10 protein-coding genes and 1 tRNA gene are annotated in these 17844 nt (G+C 40.9%); 1 reads left to right on the top strand and 10 read right to left on the bottom strand.

Translation table 11 applies throughout. The annotated features are described in order from the left end of the window. Positions 1 to 35 precede the first annotated feature (35 nt). From amrS to amrB, 3 genes are read right to left on the bottom strand one after another with little or no spacing between them, the layout of a single operon-like run. Complete coding sequence (gene amrS, locus DDZ16_RS02560) at positions 36 to 1160, bottom strand: AmmeMemoRadiSam system radical SAM enzyme (protein ID WP_109262836.1); 1125 nt, start codon at positions 1158 to 1160, stop codon at positions 36 to 38. Between the two features lie 17 nt (positions 1161 to 1177). Continuing rightward, entirely contained in the window at positions 1178 to 3322 is a 2145-nt protein-coding gene (locus DDZ16_RS02555) for a spermine/spermidine synthase domain-containing protein (RefSeq protein WP_109262835.1), read from the bottom strand. A 23-nt stretch (positions 3323 to 3345) separates the two neighbouring features. Then, positions 3346 to 4773, bottom strand: a complete 1428-nt coding sequence (amrB, locus tag DDZ16_RS02550; protein WP_109262927.1) for an AmmeMemoRadiSam system protein B — start codon at positions 4771 to 4773, stop codon at positions 3346 to 3348. A gap of 303 nt (positions 4774 to 5076) precedes the next feature. Here amrB and DDZ16_RS02545 point away from each other — a divergent pair. Then, positions 5077 to 5152 (top strand) — tRNA-Lys (locus DDZ16_RS02545). A 262-nt stretch (positions 5153 to 5414) separates the two neighbouring features. On the opposite strand, the gene DDZ16_RS02540 is transcribed toward DDZ16_RS02545, so the two are convergent. The 7 genes from DDZ16_RS02540 to DDZ16_RS02510 all read right to left on the bottom strand — a co-directional run bounded on the left by DDZ16_RS02540 (position 5415) and on the right by DDZ16_RS02510 (position 17843). Further along, entirely contained in the window at positions 5415 to 6893 is a 1479-nt protein-coding gene (locus DDZ16_RS02540; RefSeq protein WP_109262926.1) for a sulfatase, read from the bottom strand. 37 nt (positions 6894 to 6930) lie between these two features. Further along, a complete protein-coding gene (locus DDZ16_RS02535; RefSeq protein WP_109262834.1) occupies positions 6931 to 9543 on the bottom strand; it encodes a fibronectin type III domain-containing protein in 2613 nt (870 codons plus the stop codon). A 132-nt stretch (positions 9544 to 9675) separates the two neighbouring features. Continuing rightward, positions 9676 to 11652 (bottom strand): sulfatase family protein, encoded by a 1977-nt coding sequence (locus tag DDZ16_RS02530; protein ID WP_109262833.1) that lies wholly within the window; start codon positions 11650 to 11652, stop codon positions 9676 to 9678. A 132-nt stretch (positions 11653 to 11784) separates the two neighbouring features. After that, a complete protein-coding gene (locus DDZ16_RS02525) occupies positions 11785 to 13242 on the bottom strand; it encodes a sulfatase (RefSeq protein WP_109262832.1) in 1458 nt (485 codons plus the stop codon). Positions 13243 to 13513: 271 nt separating this feature from the next. Continuing rightward, positions 13514 to 14998: an arylsulfatase gene (locus DDZ16_RS02520; protein ID WP_109262831.1), complete on the bottom strand. Its 1485-nt coding sequence runs from the start codon at positions 14996 to 14998 to the stop codon at positions 13514 to 13516. 110 nt (positions 14999 to 15108) lie between these two features. After that, positions 15109 to 16026 carry a DUF1735 domain-containing protein gene (locus DDZ16_RS02515; RefSeq protein WP_109262830.1) on the bottom strand — a complete coding sequence of 306 codons (918 nt, stop codon included), beginning with the start codon at positions 16024 to 16026 and terminating at the stop codon, positions 15109 to 15111. A gap of 20 nt (positions 16027 to 16046) precedes the next feature. After that, positions 16047 to 17843, bottom strand: a complete 1797-nt coding sequence (locus DDZ16_RS02510; protein ID WP_109262829.1) for a RagB/SusD family nutrient uptake outer membrane protein — start codon at positions 17841 to 17843, stop codon at positions 16047 to 16049. Position 17844: the final 1 nt, after the last annotated feature.

Raw genomic sequence — 17844 nt, 5'->3', positions numbered from 1 at the left:
CATTCAAACGACAATGATCATAGATAAGAGATAAATCACCACACACCGGCAATAGATTCTCCACAAAAGTCGCAGTGTCCGTCTTTAATATGGTTTTCGCCAATTCTAAACCCGGAGCGGTCTAAAACTTTCTTCTTGCAAGAAGGGCAATACGTATCCTGGCCACTATGGCCGGGCACATTGCCTATATAAACAAACCTGAGTCCTTCTGAAAGAGCAATCCGGCGTGCCTCTTCAAGAATTGCCAAAGGGGTTGCAGGAAGATGCGCTAATTTATACATAGGAGTGAAGCGGCTAAAATGCAAAGGGGTATCTTCAAAACCGTTTTTCACTAACCATTGGCACATTTCCTCAATCATACCGGCATCATCGGTCCAGTCAGGCACAATAAGATTGGTAATTTCCAGCCACACTCCTTCCTCTTTCAAAACTTTCAGGGTATTCAAAACAGGTTCAAGCGTTCCCCCATTTAGCTGCTGATAAGTTTCATCCCTGAAGCTTTTCAAATCTATATTGGCTGCATCTATATATTGACACCACTCACGCAAGGGTTGCTCTTCAATATACCCGGCCGAAACAATCACATTTTTCATGCCCAAATCGTGAACATAGCCGGCTGAATCAGTAGTATATTCGTAAAAAACAACGGGCTCGGAATAGGTGTAGGCCACAGATGTACACCCCCTGTTCTTTGCCTCTAAAGCAACCTTCTCAGGCATGAGCTCAATCGTCTGAAGTTCATCAGGTTTTTTTTGAGAAATTTGCCAGTTCTGACAGTTCAGGCATGCCAGGTTACATCCACCGGTTGCAATAGAAAAGCTGGTGGTACCGGGAAGAAAATGATTCAGTGGCTTTTTCTCAATAGGATCAACGTGCACAGCACACGGATTGCCATAAGCCAGCGTGTAAAGTTCACCCCCCTTATTAATCCTCGTGCGGCAATCGCCCCGGTCACCTTCTTCTATCTTACAATTATTGGGGCACAACTGACATCGCACACCCCTGGGGGTTGAGATTGAATATTTGGCTGGAAATCTATTTACTCCGGGTAAACCAGCCAAAGCAGGCAGCTTATTTCCAAACAAGCAAAATGGAGAACCGGCCAATGCAGTACCACTGATTTTCAGAAACTCTCTTTTTGATATCTTACGCCGTCCCATTACTTTTATTGACTATTTCACAATCTTTTAACCATCAGCAAACCGGCTATCAAAACCGCCATTCCTAATAAATAACCGGTATTCACCATACCCGTAAAAGGTACGAAGAAAATGGCCGAAAGAAAAGATCCAAGAGCACCTCCGGCTACATCGGCAGCATATATTACGGAAGCAGTTTTCTCAACACTTCCCGGATGAAGGGAAAGGCCGGCAACAAAAATGGCCCCACCTATAAATGAAAAGCCAAAAACAAAACCAATGGTAATTAATGGAAAAAGCCAGGTATGCCCTATGGTATCCAAAACAGGAATGGCTGAAACAGAAAGAACTGCCAGGATTATTAACAATGCGGGAAAAAATCGGGGGCTAAAGAACAAGACCTCACGTCTTCCCAGCCAGGCACCAACGGCCAAACCTGCCATAAAAAGTGAAAACAACAATCCGGTTGCACGAAACATATCCCCCATCACCAGTTGCCAAAAAAGCAATAAAGTAATCTGCATGCCACCCAAAACAACCCCGGCCATAAAAACACCTTTTGCACTTTCACGAAAAAGCACCAATCCCGCAACAAGTAATGCCCCTAATATTACCACGAACCAATAAACCTTAACATCCCAGAATTCCCCCATGTCATGCAGTGCCAACTGAAACAAAACCGGTCTTACTCTTGTATTTTCAGGCACATTGGGTCTCAGCGATTGTCTTACATGCTCAATTTGCCCTTCCAAAAGGTAATCGGGGAAAAAATCGGGGTTTAAAAATACATTTTCGGTCAGAACGGCGGGATGGTATTGCCACCAGTCATTAGAAATTTCCTGTCGACTTCCCATAAAGAAAACTTTTTCTCCTGCCCATATTCTTAAAAAAGGAAAAGCTCCATTTACTGTCTCATGCATCACCATCAATATTTCCTGACGATGGCTGGTCCACAAAGGAGAATAATCGATCCCTCCTGTTGCCAAAATCCCATCCGGAGACAAATGACGAGTAATTAATGCAAAAAAACTCCCGGTAAAAAACCTTGTCGATGCAAGGTTATAGGGTATACCTTTCCCCACCAACACAACATCATAATTCTCTGATGATTGCTTCTCCAGATAGTTAACCGGATCGGCATGAATAAAATCCACCCTGGAAGCTGGCTTTCCTGATAGTTCCAGAAGTTCTTTTTCCAGCTCAATCCGGGCATTATCAGAAGATAAAAAAACTACTTTTAAGGAATCGTATTTCAAGGCCTCAGGAATCAAGCCCACACTTGCATTGACCAATAATAATTTACGGGGCGAAGGATGCACCAACAAAACAGGATGCAAAAGCTCCTCTGTTTTCCGGGGGACAATAGCCCCCGAGATAAAATTCCCGTTTTTAAAGAAATCAATTTCTCCATCGCGTTCAACAACATCCACACTTCCATGAGGAGAAAAAAAAGTATGTCCTACAGACTTATGAAGCACCATTTCACGAGCTGTTTCGTACTGTGGAACAAACCACAACAGTACTACAAACAAAAGGCTAACAACTGAAAGTCCGCGCAAAAACAGCTTCCTGACAGGAGCGGATAAATACAAGCCGGTAAGAAAATTCAAAAGCACCAGAAAAGAAAAAGTCGTGAAGGCATTGACCCAGAAAGACGCTGCCAGATAAAACAAAAAACCTGCAAGGAGACTCCCCCCTTGTTCAGCCATATACACTCCTTCCGTTTCCCGGCTTCCTGACTTGTTGCTCAAAACAGCAGAAAACCAGGTAAACATCATTCCGGTAGGAAAACAAAAAATAAAAGCAGCCAGGGCGGTAATGAATATCCAGTCTGACAATCCCGGAGAAACGCCCATTGGAAGGAGCCATTCTTTGGCCAGGTACAGCCACCAAAGTGCCATCAGGGCTGTAGCACCAGAAATCAAAGGAAATAATCCCGAATACTGCCATCGAAACCCTCTGAAGAACCTGGCCACGAAAGCCCCCAACCCGGCAAAAAACATCCAGAATGAAAGAAATACGCCAACAATTAATTCGTTGACAGCATACAAAGAAGAGAGTTCACGTAACAACACCACCTGAACCAACAGCATGGTAAAGCCACTTACAAAAACAGCGAGCCGCCCCTTAAACAAGAAATGAGACGACTCTTTTGAAAAATCACGAGAATTTGAGTTCAACATTCGCTATGTCTGGTTATCAGTTATCACTCCCCAAAGACCAAAGCTTCATAAACATAGATATTGGCATCTTTATATCCATCCCAACCTATTCCCGCTTTATCCTTAGCGCAGTGCCCCAGCAGCTCTTCACGATTCCATCCGGTCTTTCCGGCTACCTGGGGAAGAAAAGTTCCGGTCCGTCCTTCGCTTTCTAAATAAATACCATGCTTCCCGGGAATTATTTCTGATATATCATCGATTTTCCTTAAGGGGGTCAGCACAGATATTTCAATGCGGATGTCGTTAACTTCATTGGATTTGACCGGCAAAAACCGCGAATCGTTCACTGCGGCAGATGCTGTCATTTGATCCACCATCTTCCATAGAGGAACATCACTCCCAAAATTGCCGATACATCCCCTCAATGAACTACCTTTATATAACGAAACAAAAGCTCCCGTTTTATATTGCAGATTATCGGTAAGATCATCTTCTTCGGGAGGATCCGGGGTTTCGCCCATCACAACCGACCTCAACGATTGTCTGGAACGATTCAAAATCCACTGCTTTTCATTTTCATTTAATGAAAAACCATCCTCTTTCTTTTTTGTTTGGCTCTCCCTGAAAATCGCTATGGCATTATAGCCAACCACCCTGTTTTTATCGCCAAAACGGGCATCCCCCGAATTCTTATATTCAATCTTCTCAAACCTTAACTGATCGTTATCTCCTGTAATATTTAGCAGGGTAAGAACCGACGTCCATCCACAGAGACTGGTTGCAAGTCCTTCCACTCCCTCTTTGCGATTCTCCTCCAGCACATCCAACAAAGCCTGTGGATCATTTTCAAGAATAGCCCGCGCGGTTTTTCCATCTACTCTTTCGGCATCCTCATAGGCAGGATAATGCGAGAAATCGGTACTGATCACAAATAAATTCCCCGGCTTAAACCAATTTGATAAAACCCTGGCAACATTCTTTGCTGCAGAAGCATCATGTGGCCCCATTACAATGGGCACCAGTTTAAACGGGTGCTGTAAATGATACTGAAGAAACGGCAATTCAACCTCAAGGGAGTGCTCCTCTGCATGCACATCAGGCTCAAAGTAAATATCCCGTGAGGAGTTAATCAACTCCTTTACCACATCATGATCAACCTCTACTTTTCCAAGTGGGGTGAAATAATCGCCAGAAGAATATACCGAGGCCCCTTCAAAAGCAACCCGATGACTGGAGCCGATCAAAAACACCCGCTCATACTTTTTGTCTGAAGGAATTTGATTAAACCCTGAAGCTGCAACCCCACCTGAATAAACATATCCGGCATGAGGCACAATAACTGCAGCCACTTCATCTTCACTAATCCGTCCTTTGGCTGTGGAAAAAAGAGTCTTCAGATGATCTTTTAAAGAAACACTGTCACCATCATAAAACATCCCTGCCACAGCCGGTTTTCTGTCTTTAGCTTGCATACTATCGTTATTTTGCCCTGTTACATTCAAAACAAGCAGCACTAAAAGAACTACAAATACATATTTGCCCCTTTTCCTTATGAGTATTGATAGATTAATAATGACCATAGCTCCTAAAAGTCTGTTTGCACTATTTAAAGTTACAAACATATCATTCAGACTCAAAAAAAATTTAAACATTAATACTCTAGACCCATGACAATTAAAGGGAGAGAAACATTTTTTAACGACATTTTTTCAGTCAAACGCTTGCGAGTTTCAAATGAACCCCCTATTTTTGCACCGCGTTTGAGAGAAACGGATGACTCAGTAGCTCAGCTGGTAGAGCAACGCCCTTTTAAGGCGTGGGTCCAGGGTTCGAATCCCTGCTGGGTCACCAGCAAAAAAGCCACTCATTTTTTGGGTGGCTTTTTTGTTTTCAGAACAATAACATTCTTAAAAGATCATTTTGAATGAATAGGCGATGGAAATCTTTTAAGGCAAACACAGTCTAATTTAATTCAATCAAAAAACGCCTAAGACTTTTCTAAATATTTCTTTTAGATTTTTGATTCAATAAGTCCAAAAATGCCTCAAAGAAGATTTTTCTCCAAGGCATTTCAGGCAAAAAGCAAATATTCCTCAATACTAATAACCCTAACTCAGTGTTTGTTGCGTTTTTGGGGATTATATTCATTATTCACAGTTGGCATTTGAGCATCAACATTTTCAATCCATTCTTCCAAATCCATTTTCATCTGCGCAGCAATGCTCACTTCTTCATCAATCACATTATTTGTTTCACCAATATCTTCTATAAGATTATATAGTTCAAAAGAATCATTTTCATAAAAATGAATTAACTTATAATCGCCCTTGCGAATTGCACTGTGAGGTGTTGCCCCCTGGATATGGTAATGTGGATAATGCCAATAAACAGCCTCTCTGCTAAATGATCCCTCCGGATTATGCAAAAGTGTACGAAGGCTTTTTCCGTCTATTTCACCCGTTAAATCTTTTCTTATTGGAATATTGCATAAATCCAGTAAAGTGGGATAAATATCTGGGGTAATAACAGGCACATCACATTTTTTATTTTTCTCATCCAACGAAGGTGCGTATACAATGAAAGGGACTCTTACCCCTCCTTCATAAGAATGTCCTTTCCCCTCCCTTAATGGATAATTATTGGTAACACTTCGTTTCTTATTACCCAAAAGCCCACCGTTATCCGAGGTGAAAAGTATAATGGTATTCTCAAAAAGATCTTCACTTTTTAGTTTTTCTACAACTTTTCCTATGGCTAAATCCATATGCTCTACCATCGCAGCATAAACAGGGTTTTGCTGGTAATAAGAAGAATCAACCAGGCTCTTGTATTTTTCAATTTTAGCCTTTTCAGCCTGCAATGGCGTATGTACCGAGTAGAACCAGAGATTTAAATAGAAAGGAGAGTCTCCGGTGTTTTCCAAAAAGCGGCACGCCTCCTGAGCCAATCTGTCAGTAAGATAGTTATCACCGGGTTTATCCTCCAGCCGGGGATTACCGAAAGGTGGAAAATAACCATTAAATCCTTTATTCTTATTTCGGTTTGGTGAGCCTTTTTTCCACCCTCCCACATTGATGTCAAATCCCTGATTTTCGGGCCAAAAGACCTCCTCTTCTCCGAGATGCCATTTCCCAATATGGGCGGTAGTATATCCCTCATCCCTGAAAGCCTCCGCCAGTGTATAATGTGCAGTATCCAAATACATGGTCCAATCAGGAACATTTAATTTTGCGTAAGGAAATTTCCATCCTGTTATCCAGTCTGTAACGTTTATTCGAGCCGGATATTTCCCCGTCATCAGGCTTGCCCTGGATGGGGAACAAACATTGCAGGCGGCATAAGCATTAGTAAAAGCAATCCCTTCAGCAGCCAATTTATCTACATTGGGTGTCTGATAAAACTCACTCCCGTAACTGGACAAATCCTTCCACCCCAAATCATCTACATAAAAAAGTACAACATTGGGTTGAGTACTTTCTCCCGTTTTCGTCTCAGATTGAGGGGTCTGACAGCCCGCTATTCCGGAAATCAATACTGTTAAAACCACCAAAGCTGCTTTCCCATAAATAAATATTGATTGTTTTTTAACCATTTTCAAACAAATTTTTGCCAAAAAATAAAATTTCACTTTATTCAACCGAAATATTTTTATGAGGAGGAAGACTGTAAACAGGACTTCCATTGGTGAAAATCACACCTCGAATAGCATACGTTCGTCCCTTTTTCAACTCTGAAAATGGAATTTCTATGGTGTATGAATTACCAGAGACTTCAGAGGTTTTGAAAATATCTTCCTCTACATTCAAATAGGATATATCACTTAATGCAACACCATATTCAACATTTCCATCGGTTTTCACATTTTCAAATGAAACTTCTATTTTAAATGCCGCTTCAGTTTTCTCAATATTGACAATTTCAATGCTTACAATCTCATCATTGCTGATAACTGTGGCAATATTAGGATGGAAATTACACTCTCCGGCATCATTATAGGATTTTACAGTATAAAAATATTTCCTGTCATGCTTTACACTTTCATCCAAATAATGATTTCCGGAAATTTCCTCCTTTATCATTTTCATATTTGAAGGATCGGTTCCCCGGAACAACCTGTATTTCACCCCCGGATTTATCGTATCCTGATGCACCCATTGCAGCGCAATACTTCCCTTAGGGGTCTCTTTAGCCGAAATATTTCTGGGAGGAATGGGTAGAAATTCTTTACAGATGACGGTCTGTACAGGAGAGTAATCTCCCTGCCCTAAACCATTGTATGCCGAGACAGAAACAGAATACTCTTCATCATAATTCAATCCTGAAATTCTATAACCAAAAACATTTTCAGCATCATATACGATTTCATTTCCTTCCTCAGGCTTAATGCGCACCTTATACCCACTGGCATCCGGCACACTTTTCCACATAACAGTGATGGTTGTATCTCTACGTGCAACTTTAAAAATTTCAGGTTTTTCAGGTTTTTCATAAGTGAGACTCACTGTCTCAGACAAACCACTGTGTCCATTCCGGTTAATGGATTCAATCGCAAAATAGTATTTCGTATCAGGCTTTAACCCTTTAACAACATAACTATTCGAACCATCTTCGACTGAGTGAACCTTTTTTAGATTATCGGATGATTCTCCTGCAAACACCTCATATTTATCTGCAGAGTTTCGTTTCCACCATTTCAACTCTATTCCGTCTTCAACCACTGATGATTTATAAATTCTTGATTTTGACGGCGCAGTTTTCTCCTTTGATTCCCATTTTAAAAGAACTACTGAATAGGCCGGGATTTCCACATTGTTAGAGTTGACATGATCTGTTTTAATATCAAAATCCTTATTTTGAGCTTTTTCAGAGGCCATAAAAGTTCTTTCCATATCTACCTCCAGAGTTTCATCTCCTAACCAGACATCAAAAAAACAATCCTCACCGGAGCGATTGGTGACCACCAGATAATTATGTCCTTCAACCCCTTTGAACGCCCGCGCATAAACACCGGAAACTTCCTTATTTTTAAGACCTTCAACCAATGGAGCGCCATTTACCTCAACATCCCAGGTGAAATCACTATTATTGGTTGCCTCATGCATTATTTTAACACCTTTGCCATCATAATTTAGAGTACCCCCGGTTTTTAAAGTGTCGGTATCAATTTCTTTTCCACTGTAATAAGCGTCTAAAACAACTTTATTCAAATTCTTCTCAGGAACATATTTATTACTAATCTCATGGCTACCAATAAGAAAAGCATTAGAATGCTGAAGCTGTCGCAAGGTATATTCCACATAGTAAATACCGGAATAGATTCCGTTTAATGGACGGTTCCACACCCCAAATTCAGTAATTAACATAGGCACATCCTCCCGGGTATAAGCCTCAATATTATCCATGGCTTTTGAAGATGTTGCACTAATGATACGGGTATTTCCGCGTTTATATGCATTCTGAAATGATTCCTTTCCCCCAATATGGGGAGCATAAGAATGCTTGGAAAACACATCCCAGTAGGCGCCATTCTTCTCCTGATATTTATGGATCTCCTTCATGAATCCCCATATTCCATCCCATGTATAATTCAATGCCAATTTAGCATCAGGAAACACCTCCCGGATTGCTTCCGCATAAGGCTTCATCTTTAAGGCATAGTCATACCCGTCATTCCACCAAAAACGGTCACGATGTGGAACATAGAAATAAGGCTCATTGCAAAACTGCCATACCTCCACTTTTATGTTATTGTTTTTACAAAAACGTGCCAGCTCACCGGCAACCTCGGGTGTTTCGGAAAATCCATTGATCGTGACTACGAGTTTACCACCAACTTCCCCCAGCAAATCGTATAAATCTACTATTCGGTGAGGCCCTTTAACATCAGTAAATGCATATCCCCGGAAGTATTGATCCTGTTTATCAAACATCCAGGCATAATCCTTATCGTAAAGGCCGGTAGCACTATTAAAAGCATCACCCATTGTTCCTGAAAAGTACCTCAACCAGCCGGGTTTAAGCGTATGAACAGCATTTCGAAATTCAGGATGAGTATAATTCCAGGGGCTATCAGCTATTCTTACGTTAAATCCACTTACGCCTTGCTCTATCTCACGACCACTTTCAGTTTGAATTCTGAGAAAACCTGTTTTATGAGATTGATTTCCTGCATTCAAAGAAAAGCATATGGTAAATAAAGCTAAAAAAACAACTTGTCTTAAGAAATATAATCTATGATCCATAAAATCTATTTTTATTGGTAAACAATTAATTTGCAAGGCCGGGCAAAGCACCCACAAGACAACATCCTTGTTTTTTCCTACCAATTACTTTATATTCAATTCATTGCAAAAAGAGAGTTTAGCTTCAAAATATCAAGGCAAAGTCGGTGCCCAATGCTCAATTCTATTCTTTTGATTCTTAATAAAATTCTGTTCTGCTTTGTCATCTATCAAATCTTTCATGGTCAATTCGCCAAAGTTTATCAACACACTTCTGGCTGAAAAAGCTACTGAACGATTTTTAGGATGTTCAGCAATTTCGGCGATGTCAGAAACATACGGTTGAGCCAGGGCTCCAAGGTTCTCAATGGCCGACCATGCAAAACTATTTCCATCGGCAGCCTGACCAAGAAGCGTATCCATCCCCTGGCCAACCATACCACAATAAACAAGAGCCATTGCAGCATGAGCCGAAACACTTGGAAAATCATCATTTAAAAGTTTTTTTAAACCTTCAACAGGTACTTTCGAAAAATGCCCCTGCTGGAAAAGATAGGCCAGTCCTGATGCTGCCCAAAACCTCATTTCCGGACGGGAGTGGGATAAATTTTCAGAAAAGTAATCCACGTCTTCAATTGAAGGCCATGAAGCCCTTTCGACCAGGTCATACAAAGAATCCAGCGGATAATCTTCCTCACGAATCCACTCATATAACGAAATGCCCTTTCTGACAAAGTCATCCCTTACATCCCTGGGAAAAAACCCAAGATCCTTGGTTTCTCTAACATGTGAGAAAACCTGTTTCCGGTGCTTTTTCAGAGCTGAAAAATATTCAGGATCATCGGCCAGGTTGTTAAGACAGTAGGGATCTTTTTCCATATCGAACAGCATTTCCCTTGGTTTGGGTTCATAATACTGTCGATGCTGTGGTTTCGTTTTCCCTGCAAGAAATAAACTATCCCAGGCCAATTGTGCAGGCATACCCCATTGAAAAGATTGCCGTAAAGCATGAATTTTGTAAGGGGTATAAAACTTTATGTATTGAAACTTTTTAGAAAAAGCAGATCGGGAGGGATCAAAATGATCTTCAGTGTTGGTGCGAAAACAAAACCCATACTCCCTTTCTTCTGTTTCATGTTCACCCATGAAAGGCTTACCCTGAAGATGGTCAGGAGGCTCCACCCCGGCAGCGCTGAGTAAAGTAGGTCCGAAATCAGCAAATTCCACAATTCTCTCTGAAACAGAACCGGGTTTCTCAGGTAATAAGTGTTGCCATTTGGGAGGTGCTGAAATAATTAGTCCGGCCTGATAACCCGTGTTATAACCAAAGGCCTTTCCACGTGGCAAACACCCACCGTGATCGGAGAAAAAGAAAATAATCGTATTTTCAAATAATTCTTTTTCTTTTAAATCCTCAATAAAATAGCCAACCCATTTGTCAGCATCGCTTACGCCATCCAAATGCAAAGCATAATCTGCTCTTACATCTGGCAGATCGGGAACATGAGGCGGAAGATTCACGGAATCAGGATTTAGCTTTGAAGCCTCTCTGTTTTCAACTGAGACGGAAGTCATGCGACTCATGTGGGTCGTCATATTATTAAACTGAGCAAAAAAAGGACGTCCATTACGCTCCTCATCATTATACGAAGCATTTGGTTTACCTGTTTTTGACTGATACCCACTCATCTTATCCCAGGCAACAGGATAAAATTCCCGTCGAACATCTTTGGTAACATTGTAGTCGGTTTTACCCGCATTTACAGTAAAATATCCTGCCTCTCTCAAATATTGCGGGAAGAAATATTGGCCGGGAACAATGTGGGGATTTCTGTGCCAATCGTTTCCATAAGTAGTACTGTAACTACCACTAATCAAAGAAGATCTGGCTGGAGAGCATTGAGGCCCATTTGAATATGCCTTGGAAAAAACAACTCCGTTTTTCGCCAGAAAATCCAGATTGGGTGTTTTAATATCCTCATTGCCATATGGAGGCAAAAGATATGGAGAGGTATCCTCAATCACTAAAAATAAGAAATTCGGTCTCTCCTGATTTTTTTCTCCTGATTTCGCATCTGCTGCATAACTAAATATTAAAGTTAAAACAAGACAGACTATAATTTTCCTCATAACAAAGCTTTTTACCTAATTAACATAAAACATTAACTGAAAACACATAAAAAAAAGAGCCATGAGTTTTTTAGTATTAACCCTAACTCATAGCTCTGTTTTCCATAATATTAATTTCAATCAAACAACAATCTATTTCTTTTCCAGGGCTTTTTCAATCCGCTTTGATTCAAATTGCGGATCAAAATCAGGATTTGGCTTATCTGGCACTGGTGCATCAAGTTCTTCCCTCCATTTCTCAAGTAATTGCTTTAGCTCCCTGGTTTTATCCGGTTTTTGTTGTACCAGATTTTTAGTTTCTCCGGGATCCTGAAGCAGGTTGTATAACTCAAGTCCTCCGTCTTCGAAATATTGATGCAGCTTCCAATTTCCATATCTTACCACAGAACCAGGTCTGGTTCTAAACAGTGGATCCCTTCCTTGATCTTCCGAAGGGTTATATGCCTGTAAATAAATAGGAAAATGCCAAAAGAATGGTCGTTTTTTTAATTCTTTTCCTTCAAACAGGGGAGTAAGATCAACTCCGTCCAGAGTCTCCTTATTTAAATCAACATTCAGCACAGACTGAAAAGTTGGAAAAAAATCTAAATTAACGACAGGCTCTTCTGTAACGCCCTGATAAACGTTAGAAGGCCACTTAACAATCATAGGCACCCGTATTCCGCCCTCATAATAAGATCCTTTTCCCCCTCTTAACGGAGCTTGATTGGAAATAGCCCTTATACCTCCATTATCAGAAAGAAACACAACCATTGTATTATTCTCGAGCTGCAAAGCCTCAAGCCGATTTAATATCCGGCCAACATTCTGATCCATGGCCTCGACCATCGCTGCATAGGTAGGATTATCCTGCCCGTTATGCCCCTGTTTCATTTCATATTTCTTAACCAGGTCTTCTTTCCCTTGCAAAGGAGTATGCACAGTATAATAAGACATATATAAAAAGAAAGGGCTTCTCCGGTTCGATTCAATAAAGTTAATGGCTTCATCTGTCAGCCTGTCAGTCAGATATTCTCCTTCAACTTTATGATCAAGAGGAACATTGAATGGTGCGAAATAGCCATTTTTGCCCGGGTTTCCCTGATGGCTCCCGGCAATGTTTATGTCAAACCCATTGTTCAATGCATCTCTGCTGACATGCCATTTTCCAATAGCACATGTTTCATATCCGGCTTTTTTAAATAAATGCCCCAATGTCAAGTTAGATGGAAGAATACTGTCGGTATTCGCAATTGGAACGAGCTTCCTGGTTTTTGAATTCCCTCTTTCTGAGGGGCTGACCGTATAAACTCCATGACGGGGTGTATTTTCTCCGGTCAACAGACATGCTCTGCTTGGAGCACAATTGGCAGCTCCAGCATAGGCATTGGTAAAAACAAGGCCCTCAGAGGCTAACCTATCAATATGGGGCGTCTCATAATAGTCACTTCCCATATAACCCAGGTCGGCCCATCCCAGGTCATCAATATGAATAAAAACAACATTTGGAGAATCAGCAGGAAGATCCTTGCCGCTGGAATAATTACAGGAATAATATGATAATCCTATGAGGACTGCTATTACCCAAATTACAAAGCCATTTTTTCTCATTCCAAAAAATTTAATTTTCTAATACTAAGAATTGACCTTTCCTGTTAGAAAAACCGACCAATTAGTGTCTTTCCAAAAAGTATCATTTGATGTGTTACGATTGCAATTGACACTTCTTGGTCAGACACATGACTAAAAACAAACTTTACTTACTTTACAGACAGGCTCTAATTATGACAGTCTAAAGCCCCTTTATTTCTATAATTCGCTATTACAAAGGGAAAATTTCCTTTGAAACACAAATTAACTTGTCCTGAAACCAGATATTTAATCAATCTCCGGCAACGGTTTTAGCCTGAAATTTAAAAATATCCGACTCTGTCCTTGCTTTTTCAAAGATCTCTTTTACTTTCTTTATGATTTCAGGATGGTCTCCGGCCAAATTGTTTTGTTCCCGGGGATCAACACTAAGATCATACAATTCAATAGGCCTGTTACCCTTAAAAACATTATAGCGTACGGCTTTCCATTTCCCCATTCTAATTGCCTGTCTTCCTCCTCTTTCATGAAATTCCCAATAGAGGTAATCATGTTCTTTCTGTTCACCAGGATTGCCAAGCAAAGTAGGTAGAAAAGAAATTCCATCAGTATTTTCCGGGATATCTGAATCTACAATATCACAGAAAGTAGGAAGGACGTCCCAGAATGCAGAAATATGATCTGTACGGCTTCCCTCCTTAACCACACCAGGCCAGGACACTGCAAAGGGCACGTGTATACCTCCATCGTAAAGATCCCTTTTATAGCCCCTGAATCCATTGTTACTATTAAAGAAATCAGGATCATTACCGCCTTCCTGATGGGGGCCATTATCAGATGAAAACATAATAATAGTGTTTTCAGCAAGCCCCAATTCTTCAACTTTATCCATTATTTGACCAACATAAACATCCAGTCTGGACATCATTGCAGCATAGGTGGTAAGTGGGTATTCCTGAGAAGTATACAAAATGATCTCAAAATTTTCAGAGCCATAATCAGAGCCTTTCCGTTTATTCACAAAAGGTTTATCCGGAAATTCGCCCAGATATTTATTAAACAATGAATCCTCAGGCACAATCAACTCAGCATGAGGCAATACTGCCGGAACAAACAAGAAAAAAGGGTCTTCCTGATTCTTATCAATAAAATCAAGTGTTTTTTCCTGGATTAAATCTTGTGCATAAACCTCGGTATTTTCCCAACCGTTACCTTCCAGAATGACCTTTTTATCATTATGCCAGATGTGATTGGGGTAATAACGATGTGCCATTCGCTGGCAATTGTAGCCATAAAACTCATCAAACCCCTGATTAACGGGATCACCAGTAGTGCCAATAAAACCAAGTCCCCATTTCCCGAAAGCACCGGTTTTATAACCGGCATCCTTCAACACCTGAGCAATGGATTTTCGGTCATTGGGAAGAGGGTACTGCCCCTCCGGCTGAAGTTCCAGGTTTCCCCTGACAGCCGTATGACCAGTGTGCTGACCGGTAAGTAGAGCAGAGCGTGAAGGCGCGCAAACAGTGCTTCCGCTGTAATGCTCTGTAAACAACATACCCTCCGATATCAGGCGATCAATATTTGGTGTTTCAATTTTTTCCTGTCCCAGGGCACCAATATCTCCATAACCGGCATCATCGGCCAGAATGTAGATAATATTGGGTTTTTCAGAAATATTCTTTTTTTCTTCCGTCCCCTTTGTTTTACAGCCGGACAATAAAAATATTGCCACTGAGACAGCAAGAAAGGTTTTGTACAAAAATTTATTCTTCATAATTATAAAATTGTATCACAATAAACTGTCCTTGTTCTGACTTAAAGCTAAACGCCAGAAAAAATCAGTAGAGGATCTCCTGAATAGAGAAGTCCTCTACCTTTGAAAAACTAATACTCTTCAAAACGAAGATCTTTTTCAGGATCATGCATTTGAATAAGGGTGTCCAGCACATGATACTGGTTACCAAACTGCTCGTACTTAAAGTCTAAATAGAAAGATTTATTTTCCGGATCATAGGTTCCTCCTCCTTCCAGAATATTATTAAAAAACACAACAGGCTCAATTACAACCTGGTTGTTGTCTTCAATTTTCATTCGGAGGTTAACGCCATGGCTAGCACTTGAAACCGCTTCATCCAATGTTTCCAGACTGTCTAAACCTAACGTTTCCAGATACCAAAAATCGTTCTCTGTCAGATCCTTATTCCAAAATTCTGATGTATCAACATATTGCTCACCGCTTTCATCAAGTTCATAATAAGCTCCCTTACTATAATAGTAACCGCTCTTTTCACTGATATACTTTATCGCAACAATGGTGTAATCTTTGGTGGCGTTAACTGAGTCGGCGGAAGTCTCCTGGATCTGCAGTGGCAAAGCATAATGAGTGTTCATTGCATTTGGATCAGAGACAAAAAGATCATGATCAATGGTCATTTCTATCTCACCAAGAAGTTCCCCCTTATGGATCGTAAATTGCTTCTCATCAGCAAGGGTATAGTATTCTTCGGGAAGAAGTTCAAGTTGCACATCCATCTCTTCGTCTTGGTTAACTTCATCCAGTAAAGAAGGCTCAATGGAATATGTGACCCACTCCTCATCATTGTTTTGCCTTTTACCGGCTAAAACCACACCAAGTTTGATTTGCATATCATCACCTCTTGCAACCACCGTACGGAGGGGGTGTTGAGCACCGAAATAGACAGTAGAATGTGTGTAATCCTCTACGTAATCATCATATTTCTCACAACCGAAAAAAGCAAGGGAGAATAAAACAACAGCAGATATAAAAAATTTAATATTCATAATTTCCTTTTTTTAGTTTTTCAAAAACTCCAACCCTTATTATCCTTCATGTCCATATTTTTGACCAATTCTGAGTATGGCAGAGGCGAATAATAGTATTTTGGATCATCCAGTAGTCTTTCTTCAACAATAATACTTTCATTGACTGCGGAAGGATCAGTCCCCTTATAGACAAAACCATCGGAAGTCTTTTCAACTTCACATCCTCGAACAGGTTCATCCAGTGGCAACATCCACCTTCTCATGTCGAAATACCGCATATTCTCAAATGCGAATTCCAGCCTTTTTTCATTTTGAAGCAAAGAACGGAAAGCATCTTTCCCTTCAGCTGTTACTTCATCCAGATAGGGATCATCATTAATCCCGATAGCCTGACTCCTGGCCTCGCGAATAATACTTTCTGCAGTGTAAGAACCAGCGTCAGCGAAGGTGGTGGCCGGACCAACCAGTTCATTCAGAGCCTCAGCAAGATTGAAATAAACCTCTCCCCGTCTAAGTAATGCATGCATATGACGGTCGTTCTGTTCTTCATTGGGCTTTAACATCTCATATTTCTGCGAAAGCCATTTCCTGAGATAATACCCCGTGCGGGTGGTATTATACTCAAACCCTGGTGCGTCGCGGCCTTCTGTATCATTCTCCACATCATAATAAATTTCGAGCTCACGGTCACCAAACATACGCCCGTTATAATAGACCGTAAGGTCTAAACGAGGATCTCTTGCCTGATAAGGAGCTTGTGGATCATAATCAGAATCCGGATGTGAAATGGGATACCCCTCGGCATCAGGAAAGGCATCTACCAAATTCTGAGAAGGATTGGTAAACCCCTGTCCGAAGAAATAGGGTGGAAAATTCCGGTTCTCCATCCATCGGTTATTGAAATATTGTCTGAATAGAAACTCATCCGGAGTATTTCCAACATCATTAAAATGGTGTTCTTCTAAAGTAGCATAACCGCCCATTTGACCTTCTTCAATGGCCTGGAAAGATAATTTGGCAGCACGTTCCCATTTCCTCATTATGGAATCTGCTGAAACAGCATAACTACCTTCCGGTTGAAACGCCGGACTGGCACCCATCACAGCAACCCTTGATTTCAGCGCCCAGGCAGCTTTCCCGGAGCCACGTCCTATATGACTTTCACCAATATCCGGATCACCACCGGTAAATTCCAAAGGCAAATATTTTATCGCAGTATCACAATCACTTATGATTTGCCGGACGCAAGCCTCATAAGTATCCCTTCCCCGGCTTTTCATTTCCTCAAGGTCATCCTCGCCAAGGTCTCGTTTCACGATTATATACCCCAAGGCTTCACCGTCGTCTGCCACTCCACCATACCTGCGAAGCAGTTCCATTCCCCACCATGCGCGAAGAAAATAGGCCTCGCCTCTTAAACGTTCCTTAACGGTAACATTACGAGCAGAATCACTCAGAATATAAGTAATATTATCTCCTAATCCGTTTTCCAAAAACATATGGATGTTCCGGAACTGATTATAGGCTGTTTCCCAGTTTGAGAGAGGGTTGTTTTGATGAGTCATTCCCCCATGAACCAAATCATAAAGACTTGAATTATAATCGTTGGTCACGGCATCATCGGTAGCTACATCCAGGAAGTTATTGCCTCCCCAGTTATCCCACATTTGTGGAATTGTTGCGTAAGCGTTCATCAAAACTCCCTGTGCTTTCTCCGGATGTGACCAGGTATATTCATCCCCAAACGTATTGTCAATTTTGGGATCAAGTTGATCTTCACATCCCAAAACAACAAACGCAAGCAAAAGCACTGAAAATATCTGTTTAATTCTCATA

It is taken from the genome of Marinilabilia rubra, from assembly GCF_003121985.1.
GTDB lineage: Bacteria > Bacteroidota > Bacteroidia > Bacteroidales > Marinilabiliaceae > Marinilabilia > Marinilabilia rubra.
Note: the sequence above shows the minus strand (reverse complement) of the source record. Positions and strands in the feature narration are given on the sequence as shown.